This window comes from Streptomyces katrae (assembly GCF_002028425.1).
GTDB classification, from domain to species: Bacteria; Actinomycetota; Actinomycetes; order Streptomycetales; family Streptomycetaceae; genus Streptomyces; species Streptomyces katrae_A.
Genome location: NZ_CP020042.1, coordinates 3,145,986 through 3,163,689, shown reverse-complemented (window position 1 = coordinate 3,163,689; position 17,704 = coordinate 3,145,986). Strand labels below are relative to the sequence as shown.

At 74.4% G+C, this 17,704-nt stretch carries 15 protein-coding genes and 1 pseudogene; 12 read left to right on the top strand and 4 right to left on the bottom strand.

Annotation, left to right across the window (positions count from 1 at the left end; genetic code table 11):
- Positions 1-35 precede the first annotated feature (35 nt).
- The 4 genes from B4U46_RS14220 (at position 36) to B4U46_RS14205 (ending at position 2,920) form a co-directional block, all read left to right on the top strand.
- Positions 36-470, top strand: coding sequence for a hypothetical protein (locus B4U46_RS14220; RefSeq protein WP_237292857.1), 435 nt, complete (start codon positions 36-38; stop codon positions 468-470).
- On the top strand, positions 467-697 hold the full coding sequence (locus B4U46_RS14215; RefSeq protein WP_079427508.1) for a CYTH domain-containing protein: 231 nt from the start codon (positions 467-469) through the stop codon (positions 695-697). The genes B4U46_RS14220 and B4U46_RS14215 overlap by 4 nt, the downstream gene beginning before the upstream one ends.
- Positions 694-1,188 (top strand): NUDIX hydrolase, encoded by a 495-nt coding sequence (locus B4U46_RS14210; protein WP_079427506.1) that lies wholly within the window; start codon positions 694-696, stop codon positions 1,186-1,188. The genes B4U46_RS14215 and B4U46_RS14210 overlap by 4 nt, the downstream gene beginning before the upstream one ends.
- A 742-nt stretch (positions 1,189-1,930) precedes the next feature.
- A complete protein-coding gene (locus B4U46_RS14205) occupies positions 1,931-2,920 on the top strand; it encodes a DNA-3-methyladenine glycosylase family protein (protein ID WP_079427504.1) in 990 nt (329 codons plus the stop codon).
- Positions 2,921-2,966: 46 nt separating this feature from the next.
- Here the strand turns inward: B4U46_RS14205 and B4U46_RS14200 are convergent, their stop codons facing one another.
- From B4U46_RS14200 to B4U46_RS14190, 3 genes are read right to left on the bottom strand one after another with little or no spacing between them, the layout of a single operon-like run.
- Positions 2,967-4,277, bottom strand: a complete 1,311-nt coding sequence (locus B4U46_RS14200) for a coenzyme F420-0:L-glutamate ligase (protein ID WP_079431752.1) — start codon at positions 4,275-4,277, stop codon at positions 2,967-2,969.
- Between the two features lie 41 nt (positions 4,278-4,318).
- Entirely contained in the window at positions 4,319-5,278 is a 960-nt protein-coding gene (cofD, locus tag B4U46_RS14195; protein ID WP_079427502.1) for a 2-phospho-L-lactate transferase, read from the bottom strand.
- A 13-nt stretch (positions 5,279-5,291) separates the two neighbouring features.
- Positions 5,292-5,948, bottom strand: a complete 657-nt coding sequence (locus B4U46_RS14190; protein WP_079427500.1) for a cysteine dioxygenase — start codon at positions 5,946-5,948, stop codon at positions 5,292-5,294.
- Positions 5,949-6,596: 648 nt separating this feature from the next.
- Here B4U46_RS14190 and B4U46_RS14180 point away from each other — a divergent pair.
- The 3 genes and pseudogenes from B4U46_RS14180 (at position 6,597) to B4U46_RS14170 (ending at position 12,255) form a co-directional block, all read left to right on the top strand.
- A complete protein-coding gene (locus B4U46_RS14180) occupies positions 6,597-6,860 on the top strand; it encodes a WhiB family transcriptional regulator (RefSeq protein WP_003983763.1) in 264 nt (87 codons plus the stop codon).
- Positions 6,861-7,100: 240 nt separating this feature from the next.
- Positions 7,101-10,771: pseudogene (locus B4U46_RS14175) on the top strand (glycosyltransferase).
- Positions 10,768-12,255, top strand: coding sequence for a DUF5719 family protein (locus tag B4U46_RS14170; protein ID WP_079427496.1), 1,488 nt, complete (start codon positions 10,768-10,770; stop codon positions 12,253-12,255). The pseudogene B4U46_RS14175 and the gene B4U46_RS14170 overlap by 4 nt, the downstream one beginning before the upstream one ends.
- 88 nt (positions 12,256-12,343) lie before the next feature.
- Here B4U46_RS14170 and B4U46_RS14165 read toward each other — a convergent pair whose 3' ends face one another.
- Positions 12,344-12,820 carry a metallopeptidase family protein gene (locus tag B4U46_RS14165; protein WP_079427494.1) on the bottom strand — a complete coding sequence of 159 codons (477 nt, stop codon included), beginning with the start codon at positions 12,818-12,820 and terminating at the stop codon, positions 12,344-12,346.
- Between the two features lie 217 nt (positions 12,821-13,037).
- Between B4U46_RS14165 and B4U46_RS14160 the strand changes: the two genes are divergently transcribed.
- The 5 genes from B4U46_RS14160 to manA all read left to right on the top strand — a co-directional run bounded on the left by B4U46_RS14160 (position 13,038) and on the right by manA (position 17,685).
- Positions 13,038-13,412, top strand: a complete 375-nt coding sequence (locus B4U46_RS14160; protein ID WP_079427492.1) for a DUF3499 domain-containing protein — start codon at positions 13,038-13,040, stop codon at positions 13,410-13,412.
- A 78-nt stretch (positions 13,413-13,490) separates the two neighbouring features.
- Positions 13,491-14,861 (top strand): phosphomannomutase/phosphoglucomutase, encoded by a 1,371-nt coding sequence (locus tag B4U46_RS14155; protein ID WP_079427490.1) that lies wholly within the window; start codon positions 13,491-13,493, stop codon positions 14,859-14,861.
- A gap of 246 nt (positions 14,862-15,107) precedes the next feature.
- Complete coding sequence (locus tag B4U46_RS14150) at positions 15,108-15,293, top strand: Trm112 family protein (RefSeq protein WP_079427488.1); 186 nt, start codon at positions 15,108-15,110, stop codon at positions 15,291-15,293.
- A 55-nt stretch (positions 15,294-15,348) separates the two neighbouring features.
- Positions 15,349-16,482, top strand: coding sequence for an SIS domain-containing protein (locus tag B4U46_RS14145; RefSeq protein ID WP_079427486.1), 1,134 nt, complete (start codon positions 15,349-15,351; stop codon positions 16,480-16,482).
- A 45-nt stretch (positions 16,483-16,527) separates the two neighbouring features.
- Positions 16,528-17,685, top strand: a complete 1,158-nt coding sequence (manA, locus tag B4U46_RS14140; RefSeq protein WP_079427484.1) for a mannose-6-phosphate isomerase, class I — start codon at positions 16,528-16,530, stop codon at positions 17,683-17,685.
- Positions 17,686-17,704: the final 19 nt, after the last annotated feature.

Here is a 17,704-nt window from a genome sequence, read left to right as displayed (position 1 = left end):
CAGGTTCGGTCCGCAAGGAGTTGGATGTTCTTGCTGTGCGCGGCCTCGGCCTCATCGGCTTGAAGGACTCGATGTTGCGCCCTCACCTCGTCCGGCAGGACGGTGGCCTGCGTGTGCGGGTGCTGCTGCTGGACCCGGAGGCGCCGGCCGTCGCGTTGCGTGCCGCCGAGATCGGCGAGTCGGCGGAATCGCTCGCCAGTGGTGTGCGGCTGGCCGAGGCCAGACTGCGTGAGCTTGCCGAGATCTGCGATATCGAGGTGTACAGGTACGGCATGCTGCCGACATGGCGGTTGATCCGTGCTGATTCCACCATGTTCGTCGGGGCTTTCGACGCGGGCTGGGAAGGACATGAGTCCGCCACCTACAAGGTGATGCGGACCCCGCACGGCGTTGTTCAGGGGGTTTCAGCGCATGTTCGAGGCTATCGCCGTGGGTGCGGAACGCACGGTGTGAGAGGGGAGGGCCAGTGATCGAAGCGGAGTTGAAGGCGCGCGTTCACGCACCGCAAGAGATCCTGCGGCGGCTGGGTGAACGGGCCGACGGCCGGGTCGAGGTGTACCAGGACACCTATTACGCCACCGTGGACGGATCACTCGAAGCGCGGGACGAGGAGCTGCGGGTCCGAACCGTGCACGGTCCCGACGACACCCGCACGGTCCTCAAGGCCCAGCGCCTGAGCGAACAGAAGGAGGCATGACCGCCAGCGCCTCGCCGAACGGCTCAACGCCCTGCCACTCCGTGTCGGTTGCCGGGGTGGTGGTGCGCGATGACGGCCGGCTATTGGCGATTCGCCGAGCCGACAACGGCACCTGGGAGCTGCCCGGCGGGGTCTTGGAGCTGGTAGAGACCCCGGAGGCTGGGGTGCGGCGGGAGGTGCTGGAGGAAACCGGCATCCACGTCGAGGTGGACCAGCTCACCGGCGTGTACAAGAACATGACGGCCGGGGTGATCGCCCTGGTCTTCCGCTGCAAGCCCTCCGGTGGCACGGAACGCCTCTCCGGTGAAAGCACGGCAGTGCGGTGGCTCACGAGGGAGGAGGTCGAAGACCGGATGTCCGAGGTCTATGCCGTCCGCCTCTTGGACGCACTGGACGGCAATAACCCCCATGTCCGCAGCCACGACGGACGCCGACTCCTTTCAGACCAGCCCCAGACGGTCGTCGGACGCCTGGATCTGGGCAGCGCGTAGCGATCTACTGCGCGTGGGTGCTCCGCAGGGCGGTCCGTTCGTCATTTGGTGCAGGTATCAGCCCAAGACGGCTGCCGGACGCCGGGACGGGAGGAGCGCGTAGCGATTTGATGCGCCCACCGGCCCCGCATGCCGATCCTGTCGTCTTTTGGTGCGGGCAGCGGCCCCAGACGGCCGCCGGACGCCGAGACGAGAGGAGCGCGTAGCGATCTGTCGCGGATCGCGGCCCCGGATGGCAATCCTGTCGGCCCGGATGCTTGGCGAGGCGGCCCCCGACGACCCCGGAGGGTCGCTGAGTCCGCCGGATGTCCAATGAACGTCCGTCCCGTTCCTTTGGGGGTTTCCCGGCAGTCTTCGTTTTTCCGTGGCGGGACGGGCTGTCAAGAGTGGAGCGCAGCGACATCGCGTAGCGACGCGACGAAGGAGCGCTCTTGACTGACCGGCCCGACGCGGAAGGACGATGAGACTGACGGGAAAGCCCCAACCCTTCTCTGAGACCGCTGAGTGAGGTCCCGACATCCCCGGTGCCGCCCGGCCAGACGCCTCCGCCCCGCCGGGCCCCGCCGGGCCCCGCCGGGCCCCGCCGGGCCGCCGGCACCGCCCGTGGGAGGCGGGTGGGCAGGCGCCGCCCGGCCTCCACCCCTCGAGGGGGGATGGCGCGCCCGCCCCCGCCGCAGCCGTCCGTTCCGGGGCGACGGCTGCCCCGCCCCGCCCTGTCAGCCCCCGCCGCTACCCTCGAAGCATGGCCGGCCGATTCGATCCCCCGACCCGTACCGACCTGCGGGCCGGGCGGACGCCCGTGCCCGCCGGGCGCGGGGCGGCCGCCGGTGGGGGGACGCGCCGTCTCTGGAAGCCCGGGGGGCCCCTCGACCTGGGCCTCGTCCTCGGCCCCCTCCGCCGCGGCCCCGGTGACCCGACCTTCCGCACCACCCCCGACGGCTCCGTCTGGCGGGGCACCCGGACGCCGGCCGGCCCTGCCACCCTCCGGGTCGCCGCCACCCCGGACGGGGTGGACGCCGAGGCGTGGGGGCCGGGGGCCGACTGGGTGCTGGACGGGCTGCCCGCGCTGCTCGGGGCCGATGACGACCCCGGCGCCTTCGTCCCCCGGCACCGGCTCGTGCACGCCAGCCACCGCCGCCGCCCCGGCCTGCGCCTCACCCGCACCGGACTGGTCCTGGAGTCGCTGATCCCGACCGTCCTGGAGCAGAAGGTCACCTCCGACGAGGCCTACCGCTCCTGGCGCCGCCTGGTGCGCCTGCACGGCGAGCCCGCGCCCGGCCCCGGCGGGCTCTACGTGATGCCCTCGGCCCGGTCCTGGGCGCTGATCCCCTCCTGGGACTGGCACCGTGCCGGGGTGGACCTGAAGCGCTCCGACACCATCGTGCGGGCCGCCCGGGTGGCGGCCCGGCTGGAGGAGGCCGCCGCGATGGAGCTGCCGCAGGCGGCGGCCCGGCTGGAGGCCGTCCCGGGCATCGGTCCGTGGACCTCCGCCGAGACCCTCCAGCGCAGCAACGGCGCGCCGGACGCCGTCACCACGGGCGACCTGCACCTCCCCGGCATCATCGGCTACGCCCTGACGGGCAACCGTGACGCCGACGACGCGCTGATGCTGGAGCTCCTCGCCCCGTACGCCGGCCAGCGCCACCGCGCGGCCCGCCTGATCCTCCTGGCGGGCCACACCCCGCCCCGCCGCGCGCCCCGCATGTACCGGAACGACATCAGCCGCCTCTGAGACGGGACGGGGCGGAACGGGACGGGACGGGACGGCGTGCAACGGACTACCGGACCTCGACGAAGTCCTCCACCGCCCGCGCCCCCCGCTCCGGCGGTGCCCCGGCCGGGTGGCCCACGGCGACGGCGCCCATCGGCTCCCAGTCCTCCGGCAGACCCAGCACCTTCCGCACCACGTCCCGGCAGAACATCGTCGAGGACACCCACGCCGATCCCAGCCGCTCCCCGGCCAGCGCGACCAGGAAGTTCTGGACGCCCGCACCCGTCGCGACGACGAACATCTCCCGCTCGGCCGCGTCCCGCCGGGCGTGCCCGTAGTCGTGGGCGCCGTCCATGACCATGCACGGCACCACCAGGAAGGGGGCGTTGCGCAACACGTCGCCGCGCCGGACCCGCTTGGCGATGGACTCCTCGGACTTGCCGTCGCGCCGCAGGTCCGCGATCCACGCGTCCCGCATCGCGTCCAGCAGCTCCCGCCGTGCGTCCGCCGACTCCAGCAGCACGAACCGCCACGGCGTCGTGTGGTGCGGTGCCGGGGCCGTCAGGGCCGCCGCGACCGCGCGCCGTACCGCGCCCGGGTCGACCGGCTCGTCGGTGAAGGAGCGGACGGTACGCCGCTGCGTCACGGCTTCCCGTACGGCCTCCGACGTGCCCAGCCGGAACATGTCGTCGGCCGGGGCCCGTACCAGGTCACGGGCCGAGGAGGCGCCGCCCACCAGGTGTCCCAGTCCCCGGACGACGGCCACCGGAAGTCCGGCCGCCTTGCCCTTGACCAGGTCGCCGGCGGCGGCGAGTTCGTCCGCCGTCGCCACTATCGTCGCGCTCAGCGGGTTGCCCTGGGCGTCGGTGCCGCCGCGCAGGTCGTCCAGGACCCGTACCCCGGCCGCGCCGATGGCGACGTCGGTGAGCCCGGCGCGCCAGGGGCGGCCGAAGGTGTCGGTGACCACCACGCCCACGTCGGCGCCGAGCAGCGTCCGAAGCCCGTCACGGATGGCCGCCGCCGAGGCGTCGGGGTCTTCGGGCAGCAGCAGCACGGTGCCGGGTTCGGTGTTGGAGGCGTCGACGCCCGCCGCCGCCATGACCAGCCCCTGCCGGTTCTCGACGATCCGCAGCGTGCCCCGGCGCGCGACGACCCGTACGGTCTCCGCGTCTATGGCCTCCTCGCGGGAGTCGGCCCGTACGATCCGCCCCTCCGCCTTCGAGACGATCTTCGAGGTGACCAGCAGGACATCTCCGTCGCGCAGGCCGGGAGCCGCGTCCGCGATCAGCCGGGCCAGGTCGTCGCCGGGCCGGACCTCGGGGATCCCGGGGAGGGCCCGCACCTCGTAGGAGACGCCCGACGAGCGACCGGAGGACAGGCCGGACGGGAGGCCGGACGAGAGACCGGAGGACGGGCTGTTCACCGGGCCTGCTCGGCGAGTTCCAGTGCGGCGCGGGCCATGGCGGCGGTGGCGGCCGTGTCGGTCATCATCAGCGGCACGGCCCGGCAGGCGATCCCGGCGGCGGTGACCGTCTCGACGGCGTCGGCGTCCGAGGTGTCCACGAGCCAGCCGTCGAGGAGTCCGGCCCCGTAGTGCAGGGCGACGGCCGAGGCGGTGGACTCGACGCCGACCGCCGCGAGGACCTTGTCGGCCATGCCGCGCACGGGTGATCCGCCGACGATGGGGGAGAGGCCGACGACCGGGGCGGCGGCCTGGGCCACGGCCTCGCGGATGCCGGGTACGGCGAGGATGGTGCCGATGGAGACGACCGGGTTGGACGGCGGGAAGAGGATGACGTCGGCGGCCGCGATGGCCTCCAGGACGCCGGGCGCGGGCTTGGCCTGCTCGGCGCCGACGGGGACGACGGCCTCGGCGTCGAGGGAGGCGCGCAGCTTGACCCAGTACTCCTGGAAGTGGATGACGCGGCGCTCGCCGGTCTCGGGGTCGTTGACGGCGACGTGCGTCTCGACGCGGTCATCGGACATGGGCAGCAGGCGGACGCCGGGCTGCCAGCGGTCGCACAGGGCCTCGGTGACGGCGCTGAGCGGGTAGCCGGCGTCGATCATCTGGGTGCGGACGATGTGGGTGGCGAAGTCGCGGTCGCCGAGGCCGAACCAGGAGGGTCCGACCCCGTACGCCGCGAGTTCTTCCTTGACGGTGAAGGACTCGTCGGTGCGGCCCCAGCCCTGGTCCTCGTTGATGCCACCGCCGAGGGTGTACATCACGGTGTCCAGGTCGGGGCACACCTTCAGCCCGAACAGGTGAATGTCGTCACCGGTGTTGCCGATGACGGTGATCTCCGCGTCGGGGACCGCCGACAGCAGTCCGCGGAGGAAACGGGCGCCGCCGATACCGCCGGCCAGAACAACAATGCGCATGCATCGAAGTGTGTCAGGCGGGTACGTGCTCCGCGTGGGCCGGGGAGCAGTGGTGCATCGGCATCTCGGTCAGGCCGGGGAAGTACACGTGCAGGCTGACTGCTCCTTCGAGCGTGTCGTTGACGACCTCGTGGGCGTAGCCGGGGGCGAAGACGCGCTGGGCGCCGGCGCGGTGGGTGAGGCGGCCGCGCGGGGTGTGCTCGGTGAGCTCGCCGTCGAGGACGGTCAGGACGCCGGAGGAGCCGCCGTGGTCGTGGAGGCCGCTGCCCTGGCCGGGGACCCAGCTCAGCAGCCAGACCTCGTAACCGATGGGGGCGCCCCCTGCTCGAGCGGAGTCGAGAGCTTGGGGGACGATGCGCAGGCGGTGGTACCAGCGGGTGGTGGCGTCGTACCGGACCAGGTGCTCCCAGCTCGCGCGGTCCTCGGCGATGGAGCGGGCGAGGCCGACGAAGTCGGCGACGGTGACCGGGTGTTCGCGGGCGGGCTGGAGGAGGTGCTGGACGGCCAGGATGTCGCCGGCGATCTGCAGGTCGCTCTCGACGGGCGCGGGGGCGTCGGCGCGGGCGGGCGCGGGAACCTCGGCGCGGGCGGCGGCGGCGACGGCAGGGGCAAGGGCGGCAGGAGCGGTGACGGCGGGGGCGGCGACGGTGGAAGCGGGGGCGCTGTTCATCGTGGGGGTGTCCTCGACGTGTGTCAGTCGTGCGGGGCGGTTGCTGTGGGGGGATGGCTGGTGCTCAGGGGAGCCGGGGCTCCGGGGGCATCAACAGCTGCAACAGCAACAGCGAACCTGGGCAGCGCACAGGAACCCACGAATGGGGGTCCGGGTGGTGGCTGCGGGCGCTGACATGAGGACAAGGAGACCGGGCCGGAGGTCCCGCTGTCAACCCAATGTCTGGTTTGACCGGAAAGTTTCACCTCATCCGGTTACTGTGCGCGGAGAAAGGTTTGTGCAGTCCCGGCCCGGGCATGTGCCGCTCCACGCGCACCGGCGCGTACCGCTCTCAAACCTGCCGACGCCAAGTCGTGACCGGAATGTGATCCGCGCCGCATCTTCGGCCGGATTGCAACCCCTCCACGGAGTGACGCGTCGCCCAGGGGGGAGGGCGTCACGCGCCGGAGCCCGGTAGCTTCTGTCACGATTTTTGGCGATATGAACACTTTCTGCATAGGCTTGGTTCCGCAGAGTGAATAAGGGGCCCAATAGCAGATCTCGGCTTGACTGGGCAGAAGCCACACACTTGTAATTTCACTCGTGTCGTTACCCGGCGATCGGTAACGGCAACACCACGGGGACGCACAGACAGAGCGAGGGGCGCACATGACCGAGCTGTTTCAGGAACTGCTGGTCGAGGAGGCGGACGAGGAGCTCGGATGGCAGGAGCGCGCACTGTGCGCCCAGACCGACCCCGAATCCTTCTTTCCCGAGAAGGGCGGCTCCACCCGCGAAGCCAAGAAGGTCTGCCTCGCCTGCGAGGTCCGTTCCGAATGCCTTGAGTACGCCCTCGCCAACGACGAGCGATTCGGCATCTGGGGCGGACTCTCCGAAAGAGAGCGCCGCCGCCTGAAGAAGGCAGCGGTCTGACCCGCCGCACACCCCACGACGACCCCGGTCAACCGCGCTCCACGGAGCGCCGCACACCCCAGCAGACAGAGCAAACGGTCCGCCTCCCGCACCTTCCCCGCAGGAGGCGGACCGTCGCGTTCAGGGCCTTCCCCGCAGGAGGCGGACCCGCCCCTTCCGAGCCGTTAGTGTGGGGCGCTGTCCAGCAGCCTCCGAGGGCATCCCACCCCCGGATCCCCAGGCCGGAGGGCCCGTACCGCGATGTCCCCGCACAGCAACTCGCCGGTCTCCCAGCAGGCGGCCGCCACCCCCGAGTTCCCCCGGCACGTCGTCACCGCAGTGCTCGTCGCCCACGACGGAGCCCGCTGGCTGCCCCAGACCCTCGCCGGACTCCTTGCCCAGGAGCGCCCCGCGCAGGCCCACGTCGCCGCCGACACCGGCAGCTCCGACGCCTCCGCCCGCCTCCTCGCCGAAGCCCTCGGCGACGAGCACGTCCTGCACCTCGCCCGCCGCACCGGATTCGGCGCCGCCGTCGACGAGGCCGCCCGCGCCGCCGGCACCCTCACCCCCGACGACCTCCCCTACCTCAAGCGCCCCAGCGGCTGGGACCCCGTCAGCCGCACCTGGCGCGACGACACCTACGACCTCCCCGACCTCCCGCACGGCGAACCCGTGCAGTGGCTCTGGCTCCTCCACGACGACAGCGCCCCCGAACCCGACGCCCTCACCGAACTCCTGCGCGTCGCCGACGGCAACCCCGAAGCCGCCGTCATCGGCCCCAAGCTCCGCGGCTGGTACGACACCAAGCAGCTCCTCGAAGCCGGCGTCACCATCGCCCGCAGCGGCCGCCGCTGGACCGGCCTCGACCGCCGCGAACAGGACCAGGGCCAGCACGACCAGGTCCGCCCCGTCCTCGCCGTCTCCACCGCGGGCATGCTCGTGCGCCGCGACGTGTACGACGCCCTCGGCGGCTTCGACCGCCGCCTGCCCCTCATGCGCGACGACGTCGACCTCTGCTGGCGCGCCCACAGCGCCGGCCACACCGTCCTCGTCGCCCCCGACGCCGTGCTGCGCCACGCCGAAGCCGCCTCCCGCGAACGCCGCACCGTCGACTGCGCGGGCCGCTCCTCCGTCGACCCCCACCGCGTCGACAAGGCCGGCGCCGTCCACACCCTGCTGGCCAACACCCCCGGCCGCGCCCTGCCCTACGTACTGCTGCGCCTGCTCCTCGGCACCCTCCTGCGCACCCTCGGCTACCTCATCGGCAAGGCCCCCGGCCAGGCCGCCGCCGAGTTCACCGGCCTGCTCGCCACCCTGCTGCGCCCCGGCCGGATCCTCGCCGCCCGCAGATCCCGCCGCCGTACCGCCGTCCCCGCCGCCGAGCTGCGCCCCCTCTTCCCCCGCCCGGCGCCACCCTGCGCGCGAACGCCGAGCAGCTCGCCGCCTACCTCGGCTCGGGCCAGGGCACCGAAGGCGCCCCCACCGGCCGCCACGGCGGCGCCGTCGAATCCGGACCCGGCGGCGACGACGCCGACTACCTGGAGATCGAGCAGTTCTCCCGGCTCAGGCGGATCGCCCGCAAGCCCGCCCCCGTCCTCTTCGCCCTGCTCCTGCTCGTCTCCCTCGCCGCCTGCCGCGCCCTGATCGGTGGCGGCAGCCTCATGGGCGGCGCCCTGCTGCCCGCCCCCGCGAGCGCCCTCGACCTGTGGCACCGCTACACCACCGACTGGCAGCCCGCAGGCACCGGCACCACCGCCGGAGCACCCCCCTACCTCGCGGTCGTGGCCGCCGTCTCCGCCCTGCTGTTCGGCTCCACCAAGGCCGCGCTGACCCTCCTGCTCGTCTGCTCGGTCCCGCTCGCCGGCCTCACCGCCTACTTCGCCTCCCGGCCGCTGGTCGAGTCCCGGCTGCTGCGCGCCTGGGCCGCCGTCGCCTACGCCTTCCTGCCCGCCGTCACCGGAGCCCTCGCCGGCGGCCGCCTGGGCACGGCCGTCCTCGCGATCCTCCTGCCCCTCCTGGCCCGCTCCGCCGTCACCGCCTTCGGCTTCGCCGACCGCGACACCCCCGGCACCTGGCGCGCGGCCTGGACCTACACGCTGCTGCTGACCCTGGCCACCGCCTTCACGCCGGTCGTCTGGCCGCTCGCCGCCGCCCTGGGCACCGCCGCGCTCCTGGTGCGCCGCGCGCACCTCACGACGTACGCCCCGAGGCTGCTCGCCACCCTCGCCGTACCCGTCCTCGTCCTCGCCCCCTGGTCCCTGGGCCTGTTCGCCCGCCCCGGCCGCCTCCTGCACGAGGCCGGACTCCCCTACGGCAGCGGCTCCGCCACCCCCCTCGGCCTGCTCACCGCCAACCCCGGCGGCCCCGGCACCGGCGGTGGGCTCCTCCTCGCGGGCACCCTGCTCGCCGCCCTCGCCGCCCTGCTCCGCGCCGACCGCCGCCCGGCCGTCGCCACCGCCTGGAGCGCCGCCCTGGCCGGGCTGCTCCTCGCCGTGCTGCTGAACCGCACCGGCTGGGCCGGCCCCGCCACGCTCCTGTACGGGCTCGCGCTGATCGCCGCCGCCGTGCTCGGCGCGGACGGCGCCAAGGAACGCGTCGCCGCCCGCAGCTTCGGCTGGCGCCAGCCGCTGGCCGCCCTCATCGCCCTCGCCGCCGCCGCCGGCCCGCTGCTCGCCGCGGCCGTCTGGACGGTCGCCGGCGCCGACGGACCGCTGCGCCGTCACGACCCCGTCCAGGTGCCCGCGTTCGTCGCCGCACAGTCCGACGACAGCAACCGCACCCGCACCCTCGTCCTCGGCGGCGACTCGCCCGCCACCGTCTCCTACACCCTGGTCCGCGGCGGCGGCGTCGGCCTCGGTGACGCCGAGGTCCTCGCCGACGCCGGCGCCCAGCCCCGTCTCACCCAGGCCGTCTCCAGCCTGGTCTCCGGCTCCGGCGCCGACCAGTCCGAGCAGCTCGGCGCCTTCGCCGTGCGCTACGTGATGATGCCGCCCGGCGGCCCCGCCGCCCTGCGACAGGTCCTCGACGGCACCCCCGGCCTCAAGCAGCACCACCAGGACGACGGCACCGCCGTCTGGGAGGTCCAGCGGCTCCCCGCCCGCGTCGCGATCGTCCCCGCCAAGCGGGGCCAGGCCCCCATCGCCGTCGACGCCGGCCCCGTCGAGGCCCATGCGAAGGTCCCGGCCGGCGAGGAGGGCCGCACCCTGCGCCTCGCCGACCGCGCCGACCCGGGCTGGAAGGCCACCCTCGACGGCCACCCCCTCACCCCCGTCACCCTCGACGGCTGGGCGCAGGGCTTCGAACTGCCCCGGGACGGCGGCCGCCTCGACCTCGTCCACCAGGACTCCGTCACCCGCGACGCCTGGCACTGGGCGCAGGGCCTGCTCGCCCTGGTCCTGCTGGTGATGGCCCTGCCCGGCCGCCGCGCGCGCCTCGACGACGACCTCCCCGAGGAGGCCGCCCCCGCCGCCGGCGCGGTGGACGGCGAGAGCGGCCAGGGCCGCCGCGCCCGCCGGCGGGGCGCGTCCGCCGACGGCCCCGAGCCGGCGGCGGCGCAAGCGGTGGCCGACCCGTACGCACAGATCCCCGCCCAGCAGGTGTACGGCGAGGAGTCGTACGCGTACCAGGAGCCCTACGCCTACGAACCCCCGTACGAGGCCCCGTACGAACCCGCGTACGAAGCACCTTCCGAAGCCCCTCGCGAACCCGGGTACGGGCCCGGTCACGGCGGGCAGCAGCCCCACCCCTACCCCCAGCCGCCGCAGTACCCGGAGTACGGCGGGACCTACGCCCAGCCCGGGCAGCAGCCCGTCTTCCCGCACCAGCAGCAGCCCTACCCGTACGAGTACGAGACCCAGCAGCCCCAACAGCCCCAGCAGTACGACACCTACGGACAGCACCACCCGCGTCCGGACGGGAGCCCCCAGCCGTGAAGCAGCGCGCCCCCCTGACGCTCGCGGCCGTGACGGCGGCCCTCGCCGCCTCCTGCGGCCTGGCCTTCCTCACCGCCCCCGCCGCGGCCCCGGCCGCCGGTGCCCGCGGCGCGGCCGCCGCCCGCATGCCGGTGGAGCGGTCCGTGCTCGTCTGCCCGGCGCCCAGTTCCTCGGACATCGCGGAGACCACCTACACCTCCCTCACCCCGGTCACCCCCGGCCTGGCCGCGGGCAAGGGCGCGGCCCGGCTGGCCAGTACGGAGGGCAAGGCCGTCCTGGAGCCCAAGGAGCCCGGCAAGCCGGTCGCGGCCACCGTCTCCGGCGCCGAGGCGCCCGCGCTGACGGGCACCGCCCAGGGCGCCCTCGCCCCCGGCTGGACCGCTCAGCAGACCACCAAGGTCGCGGTCGGCCAGGCGCGCGGCCTGCTCGGGCTCGCCTGCACCGCGCCCGGCACCGACTTCTGGTTCCCCGGCGTCAGCACCGCCAAGGGCCGCCAGGACTACGTCCACCTCACCAACCCCGACGACACCGTCGCCGAGGTGGACATCAAGCTGTACGGCCCCGACGGCCTGCTCAAGCCCAAGCCGGGCACCCCGGACCTGGTCACCGAGGTGAAGCCCCACTCCACCACCAAGGTGTGGCTGGCCACCCTCGCCGCCGACGCCCAGCTCCCGGACGTCACCGCGCACGTGACGACCCGTTCCGGCCGGGTCGGCGCCTCCACGCAGATCGCCGAGGACGGGGTCGGCTCCGACTGGCTGCCCGCCTCGGACGGCCCGGCGGGCTCCCTGGTCCTGCCCGGCATCCCCGCCGACGCGACCTCGGTGCGGCTGGTCGCGTTCGCCCCGGGCGAGGACGACGCCGACCTGAACCTGAAGCTGTCCGGCCTGAACGGTTCCATCAGCCCGGCCGGCAAGGAGCAGTTGCACGTCAAGGCCGGCATGACGGCCTCCCTGGACCTGGCCGACCTCACCCGCGGCGAGGCCGGCTCCCTGTTCCTGGCCCCCGCCGACCCGAAGAAGCCCGTACCGGTGGTGGCCGCGCTGCGGGTGGTCCGCGGCACGGGTGCCAAGCAGGAGGTGGCCTTCATCCCGGCGAGCCCGCCGGTCGGCGAGCGGGCCACCGTCGCCGACGACCGCCTCGACGACAAGGCCACCACCCTGACGCTCACCGCCGCCGGCGCCGACGCCAAGGTCCGCGTCACCGCCTCCCCGGGCACCGAGGGCGGCCGCCCGTCCGTCCAGGAGCTCACCCTCAAGGCGGGCACCACCCGCGCGCTGACCCCGCCGCCGGCCCCCACGGGCGGCAAGGGCCCGTACGCGCTGACCGTCGAGACCCTTTCCGGCGGCCCCGTCCACGCGGCCCGCACCCTGGCCCTGCCGCAGGAAGGGATCCCGATGTTCACCGTCCAGACCTTCGCGGACGACCGCTCCCGGGTCTCCGTCCCCCACGCCGTCGAGGACCCGTCGATCCTGGTCCGCTGAGCGCGCCCGGCCCGGCCCGGCCGCGCCCGGCCCCGGTCCGGCCGCGCCCGGCCCCGGTCCGGCCCTGCCCGGCCCCGGTCCGGCGGGCTCAGTCCTGTCCGTACCGGGGGTCGACGGTCTCCGGCGAGAGCCCCAGCAGCTCCGCCACCTGCTCCACGACGATCTCGTGCACCAGCAGCGCCCGCTCGTCGCGGGACTTCGCCCGGATCTCCACCGGCCGCCGGAACACCACGATCCGGGCCGGCCGCCCGTCGCGGGCCTCCACCAGCCCGCCCAGCGGCACCGCCTCGTCGTTCCAGCCGCCGTCCGGGCCGCCCGGCGGCCCGGGCACGTCCGCGATCACGAACTCCACCTCGTCCAGCTGCGGCCAGCGCCGCTCCAGCCGCTCCACGGAGTCCCGTACGAGGTCGCCGAACAGCTCCGCCCGGCTCGCCGACAGCGGCACCTGGGGCGGGGCCAGCGGCCCCCGCATCCCGCGGCCGTGGCGGTCGCGCCGCCGGGGCCGGGGCTCCTGCGGGGCCTGCGCGTCGGATGCGGGGCGGGGAGGAAGCGAACTGTCCGTCACCCCGGCAGGGTAGCTCCCGCGCGGCAGCGGCCCACGGCCTCGATCCGGTCACGACCTGGTGTCGCGCCGGTGTCACGCCCCGAACGATCCGGCCAAGATCGCGCACCATTACGGACTCGGTGCCCCTGTTCGTCACCGCCCGGCGGACACGACACGGGGGAGTGGCCGGGGGGCGAGTCGTCGCGGCCCGGTCAAGAGTGCGGTACCGTCCAACGTCGTGAGCCTTGTACGTCGCTGTTCGCGCACCGCGTGCGGCCGCCCTGCCGTCGCCACACTGACGTACGTCTACGCCGACTCGACCGCAGTTCTCGGTCCGCTCGCCACCTACGCCGAACCCCACTGCTATGACCTGTGCGCCGAGCACTCCGAGCGCCTGACCGCCCCGCGCGGCTGGGAAGTCGTCCGCCTGTCGGACGGCTCCGGCCCCTCCGCGCGCACCGGCGACGACCTCGAAGCCTTGGCCAACGCCGTCCGTGAGGCGGCCCGTCCGCCCGACCGCGCGGCCGAGGCGGGAGGCTCCGCGGGGAGCGGCCCGGCGCCCGGCGAGACGCGCCGCGGACACCTGCGCGTCCTCCGCTCGCCCGACTCCTGACACCCAGATCGTCTGAAAAGCCACTCTCCGTACAAGGTAGGTTTGCCCCACCGCACGGAAACCTCAGGAGGGCAGGCAGTGGCCGCAGATCTTTCGAACATCGTCAAGGCGTACGACGTCCGCGGCGTCGTACCGGACGAGTGGGACGAGCCGCTGGCCGAACTGTTCGGTGCGGCGTTCGTCCAGGTCACCGGTGCGAGCGCGATCGTCGTCGGCCACGACATGCGGCCCTCCTCGCCCGGCCTGTCGGCCGCCTTCGCCCGCGGCGCGGCCGCCCGCGGCGTCGACGTCACCCTCATCGGGCTGTGCTCCACCGACCAGCTGTACTACGCCTCGGGCAAGCTGGACCTGCCCGGCGCCATGTTCACGGCCTCCCACAACCCGGCCCAGTACAACGGCATCAAGATGTGCCGCGCCGGCGCCGCCCCGGTCGGCCAGGACACCGGCCTCGCCACCATCCGCGAACTCGCCGAGAAGTGGACCGACGAGGGCGCCCCCGAGATCCCCGCCGGCACCGTCCCGGGCACCGTCACGGAGCTGGACAGCCTCCCCGGCTACGCCGAGCACCTGAAGTCCCTCGTGGACCTCACCTCGATCCGCCCGCTGAAGGTCGTCGTCGACGCGGGCAACGGCATGGGCGGCCACACCGTCCCCACCGTCTTCGCGGGCCTGCCGCTGGACCTCGTCCCGATGTACTTCGAGCTGGACGGCACCTTCCCCAACCACGAGGCCAACCCCCTCGACCCGAAGAACATCGTCGACCTCCAGGAGCGCGTGAAGGCCGAGGGCGCCGACCTCGGCCTCGCCTTCGACGGCGACGCCGACCGCTGCTTCGTCGTCGACGAGCGCGGCGAGGGCGTCTCCCCGTCCGCCATCACCGCCCTGGTCGCCGCCCGCGAGCTGGCCCGCAACGGCGGCACCGGCACGATCATCCACAACCTGATCACCTCCTGGTCGGTCCCGGAGGTCGTCCGCGAGAACGGCGGCACCCCCGTCCGCACCCGCGTGGGCCACTCCTTCATCAAGGCCGAGATGGCCACCTCCGGCGCGATCTTCGGCGGCGAGCACTCCGCGCACTACTACTTCAAGGACTTCTGGAACGCGGACACCGGCATGCTCGCCGCGCTCCACGTCCTCGCCGCCCTCGGCGGCCAGGAGGGCCCGCTCTCCGAGCTGGTCTCCTCCTACGACCGCTACGTCGGCTCCGGCGAGATCAACTCCACCGTCGCCGACCAGGCCGCCCGCACCGCCGAGGTCAAGGCCGCCTACGCCGGCCAGGACGGCGTCACCTTCGACGAGCTGGACGGCCTCACCGTCTCCGCCGCCGACTGGTGGTTCAACCTCCGCCCCTCGAACACCGAGCCGCTCCTGCGCCTCAACGTCGAGGCCCGCGACGCGGCCACCCTCGACAAGATCCGCGACGAGGTCCTGGCCCTGGTCCGCGCCTGACGCGAACACGGGCGGGGCCGGATCCGGCCCCGCCCGGGAGCACCGGTGGCCGGGGGAGTGTGGGGCGCCGCGAACCGGGGGAGAACCCCGCAGCGGCGCCGCCCCCCCCGCGGGTGGCGCACCAGACCACCCCGGGGCGGGGCCCCGAACCGGGCGGGCCCACGAACCACCGCCGAGCCGCACGCCCAGTGACTCGGCGGTACGCTGACCTCGCCCAATCCGCACCCCCCGAAGGGACACCGCCCCATGCCGCTCGAAGCCGGCCTGCTCGACATCCTCGCCTGCCCCGCCTGCCACGCCCCCTTCCAGGACAACTCGGCGGACGAGACCACCCCCGAGCTGATCTGCACCGGCCAGGACTGCGGCCTCGCGTACCCGGTCCGCGACGGCATCCCGGTCCTCCTCGTCGACGAGGCCCGCCGACCCGCCTGACCCGGCCCCGCCCCGCTCGACCAGCCTGGATCCGTCAACACCGCCGGAGGCCCCCATGCTCGACGAGTCACTCCTCGACGCACCGGACGATCTCGCCCGTGCCGACCGCCGCGGCCTGCTCCGCGGCGCCGCCGAGGCCGGGGCCAGAGTGCGCACCGCCGCCCGGCACGCCACCGAGGCCGGCCTCGCGGACCTGCGCCCCGACGGGCGACCCCGCGCCGTGCTCATCGCCGGCCCCGGCACCGCCGCCAGAGGCGTCGCCGACCTCCTCGGCGCCCTCGCCGGAGCCTCCGCCCCGGTGACCCGCCTGCACCCCACCGGCGTCGCGCACGCCGCCGGGGCGCTGCGCTGGGCCCTGCCCGGCTGGGCGGGCCCCGTGGACCTGCTGCTCATCGCCACCACCGACGGCACCGAGCCCGGCCTCGGCGTCCTCGCCGAACAGGCCTACCGGCGCGGCTGCACCGTCGTCGCCGTCGCCCCCGAGCGCTCCCCGCTCAGTGAGACCGTCGACGGCGCCCACGGACTCCTCGTACCGATGGCCAAGGCCCCGTACCAGGAGTACGACGAATCGGCCGCCGCCGGACCCGGCGCCCTGTGGGCCCTGCTCACCCCGCTGCTGGTGCTCCTCGACAAGGTCGGGCTGATCGCGGCCGCCCCGGACACCCTCCAGCTCGTCGCCGACCGCCTCGACCGCACCGCGGAACGCTGCGGCCCGGCCATCGCCACCTACTCCAACCCGGCCAAGACCCTCGCCGCCGAACTCGCCGACTCGCTCCCCCTCATCTGGAGCGAGGGCACCGGCGCCGGTCCGGCCGGCCGCCGCTTCGCCGCGACCCTCGCCGAACTCGCCGGCCGCCCCGCGCTCGCCGCCGACCTCCCCGAGGCCCTGCCCGCGCACGGCGTCCTGCTCTCCGGCGCCTTCGCCGCCGGGGCCGACCCCGACGACTTCTTCCGCGACCGCGTCGAGGAGCCCCAGGCCCTGCGCGCCCGCGTCGTACTGCTGCGCGACCGGCCCACGGGCGGACTCTCCGCCGCACCGGCCGCGCGCGAGCTCGCCCTCAGCCACGACACGGCCGTCAGCGAGCTCGAACCGGAGGAGGGCGGGGAGCTGGAACAGCTCGCCGAACTCCTCGCCGTCACCGACTTCGCCACCGCCTACCTGGCGCTGGCGGCCCGGGGACACAGCTGAGGCACGCATCCGTGCCCGCACCGCACCAGCTCCAGGAAGACGACGATGGACCGCCTGACGAACACGATCCGCCCCTACGCGTGGGGTTCCACCACCGCGATCCCGGCCCTCCTCGGGGTCGAGCCCACCGGTGAACCCCAGGCCGAGATGTGGATGGGCGCCCACCCGGGCGCCCCCTCCCGCCTCGACCGCGGAGCCGGCGAGACCACCCTGTCGGCCGTCATCGCCGCCGACCCGGAGGGCGAACTCGGGTCCGCCGCCGTCGCGAAGTTCGGCCCCGCCCTGCCGTTCCTCCTGAAGGTCCTCGCCGCCGGCGCCCCCCTCTCCCTCCAGGTCCACCCCGACCTCGCCCAGGCGAAGGCCGGCTTCGAGGACGAGGAGCGCCGCGGCGTCCCGGTCGACGCGGCCCACCGCAACTACAAGGACGCCAACCACAAGCCCGAACTGATCTGCGCCCTCACCCCCTTCGACGGCCTGTGCGGCTTCCGCCCGCCGCTGGAGGCGGCCGACCTCCTCGAAGGCCTCGGCGTCGACTCCCTGAAGCCGTACGTGGACCTGCTGCGCGCCCACCCCGAGGACGCGGCCCTGCGCGAGGTCCTGACCGCCGTCCTCACCGCCGACCGCGAGGAGATGGCCCATACCGTCGCCGAGACCGCGGCCGCCGCCGAGCGCCTGGGCGGCCCGTACGCCCCGTACGCGGGCCTCGTCCACGACTACCCGGGCGACCCGGGCGTGATCGCGGCCCTGCTCCTCAACCACGTCCGGCTCCAGCCCGGCGAGGCCATGTTCCTCGGCGCCGGCATCCCGCACGCCTACCTCGACGGCCTCGGCGTCGAACTCATGGCCAACTCGGACAACGTGCTGCGCTGCGGGCTCACCCCCAAGCACGTCGACGTCCCCGAACTGCTGAAGGTCGTCGTCTTCGAGCCCAGCGCCCCCGGCGTCCTGCGCCCCGAGGGAGACGGCGAGGAGGTCTACGAGACCCCCATCGACGAGTTCCGCCTCTCCCGTTTCGCCCTGGCCCCCGGTGGCGCCCCCCGCACCCTTCCGGACACCACCCCGCAGATCCTGCTCTGCACCGCCGGCAACCCGCGCGCCGGCGAACTGGCCCTCGTCCCGGGCGAGTCGGTATTCGTCCCCGCGGGCGAAAAGGTCGAACTGTCCGGAAGCGGCACCATTTTCCGTGCCACCGTGGTCGTCTGACGTGACGTCGGCCGTACGG

Bases quoted from the DNA above. Each gene is read 5' to 3' on its own strand.
- B4U46_RS14210 (WP_079427506.1), top strand. From the start codon at position 694: ATGACCGCCAGCGCCTCGCCGAACGGCTCAACGCCCTGCCACTCCGTG.
- B4U46_RS14150 (WP_079427488.1), top strand. From the start codon at position 15,108: ATGCCGCTCGAAGCCGGCCTGCTCGACATCCTCGCCTGCCCCGCCTGC.
- B4U46_RS14180 (WP_003983763.1), top strand. From the start codon at position 6,597: ATGACCGAGCTGTTTCAGGAACTGCTGGTCGAGGAGGCGGACGAGGAG.
- B4U46_RS14205 (WP_079427504.1), top strand. From the start codon at position 1,931: ATGGCCGGCCGATTCGATCCCCCGACCCGTACCGACCTGCGGGCCGGG.
- manA (WP_079427484.1), top strand. From the start codon at position 16,528: ATGGACCGCCTGACGAACACGATCCGCCCCTACGCGTGGGGTTCCACC.
- B4U46_RS14145 (WP_079427486.1), top strand. From the start codon at position 15,349: ATGCTCGACGAGTCACTCCTCGACGCACCGGACGATCTCGCCCGTGCC.
- cofD (WP_079427502.1), bottom strand. From the start codon at position 5,278: ATGCGCATTGTTGTTCTGGCCGGCGGTATCGGCGGCGCCCGTTTCCTC.
- B4U46_RS14190 (WP_079427500.1), bottom strand. From the start codon at position 5,948: ATGAACAGCGCCCCCGCTTCCACCGTCGCCGCCCCCGCCGTCACCGCT.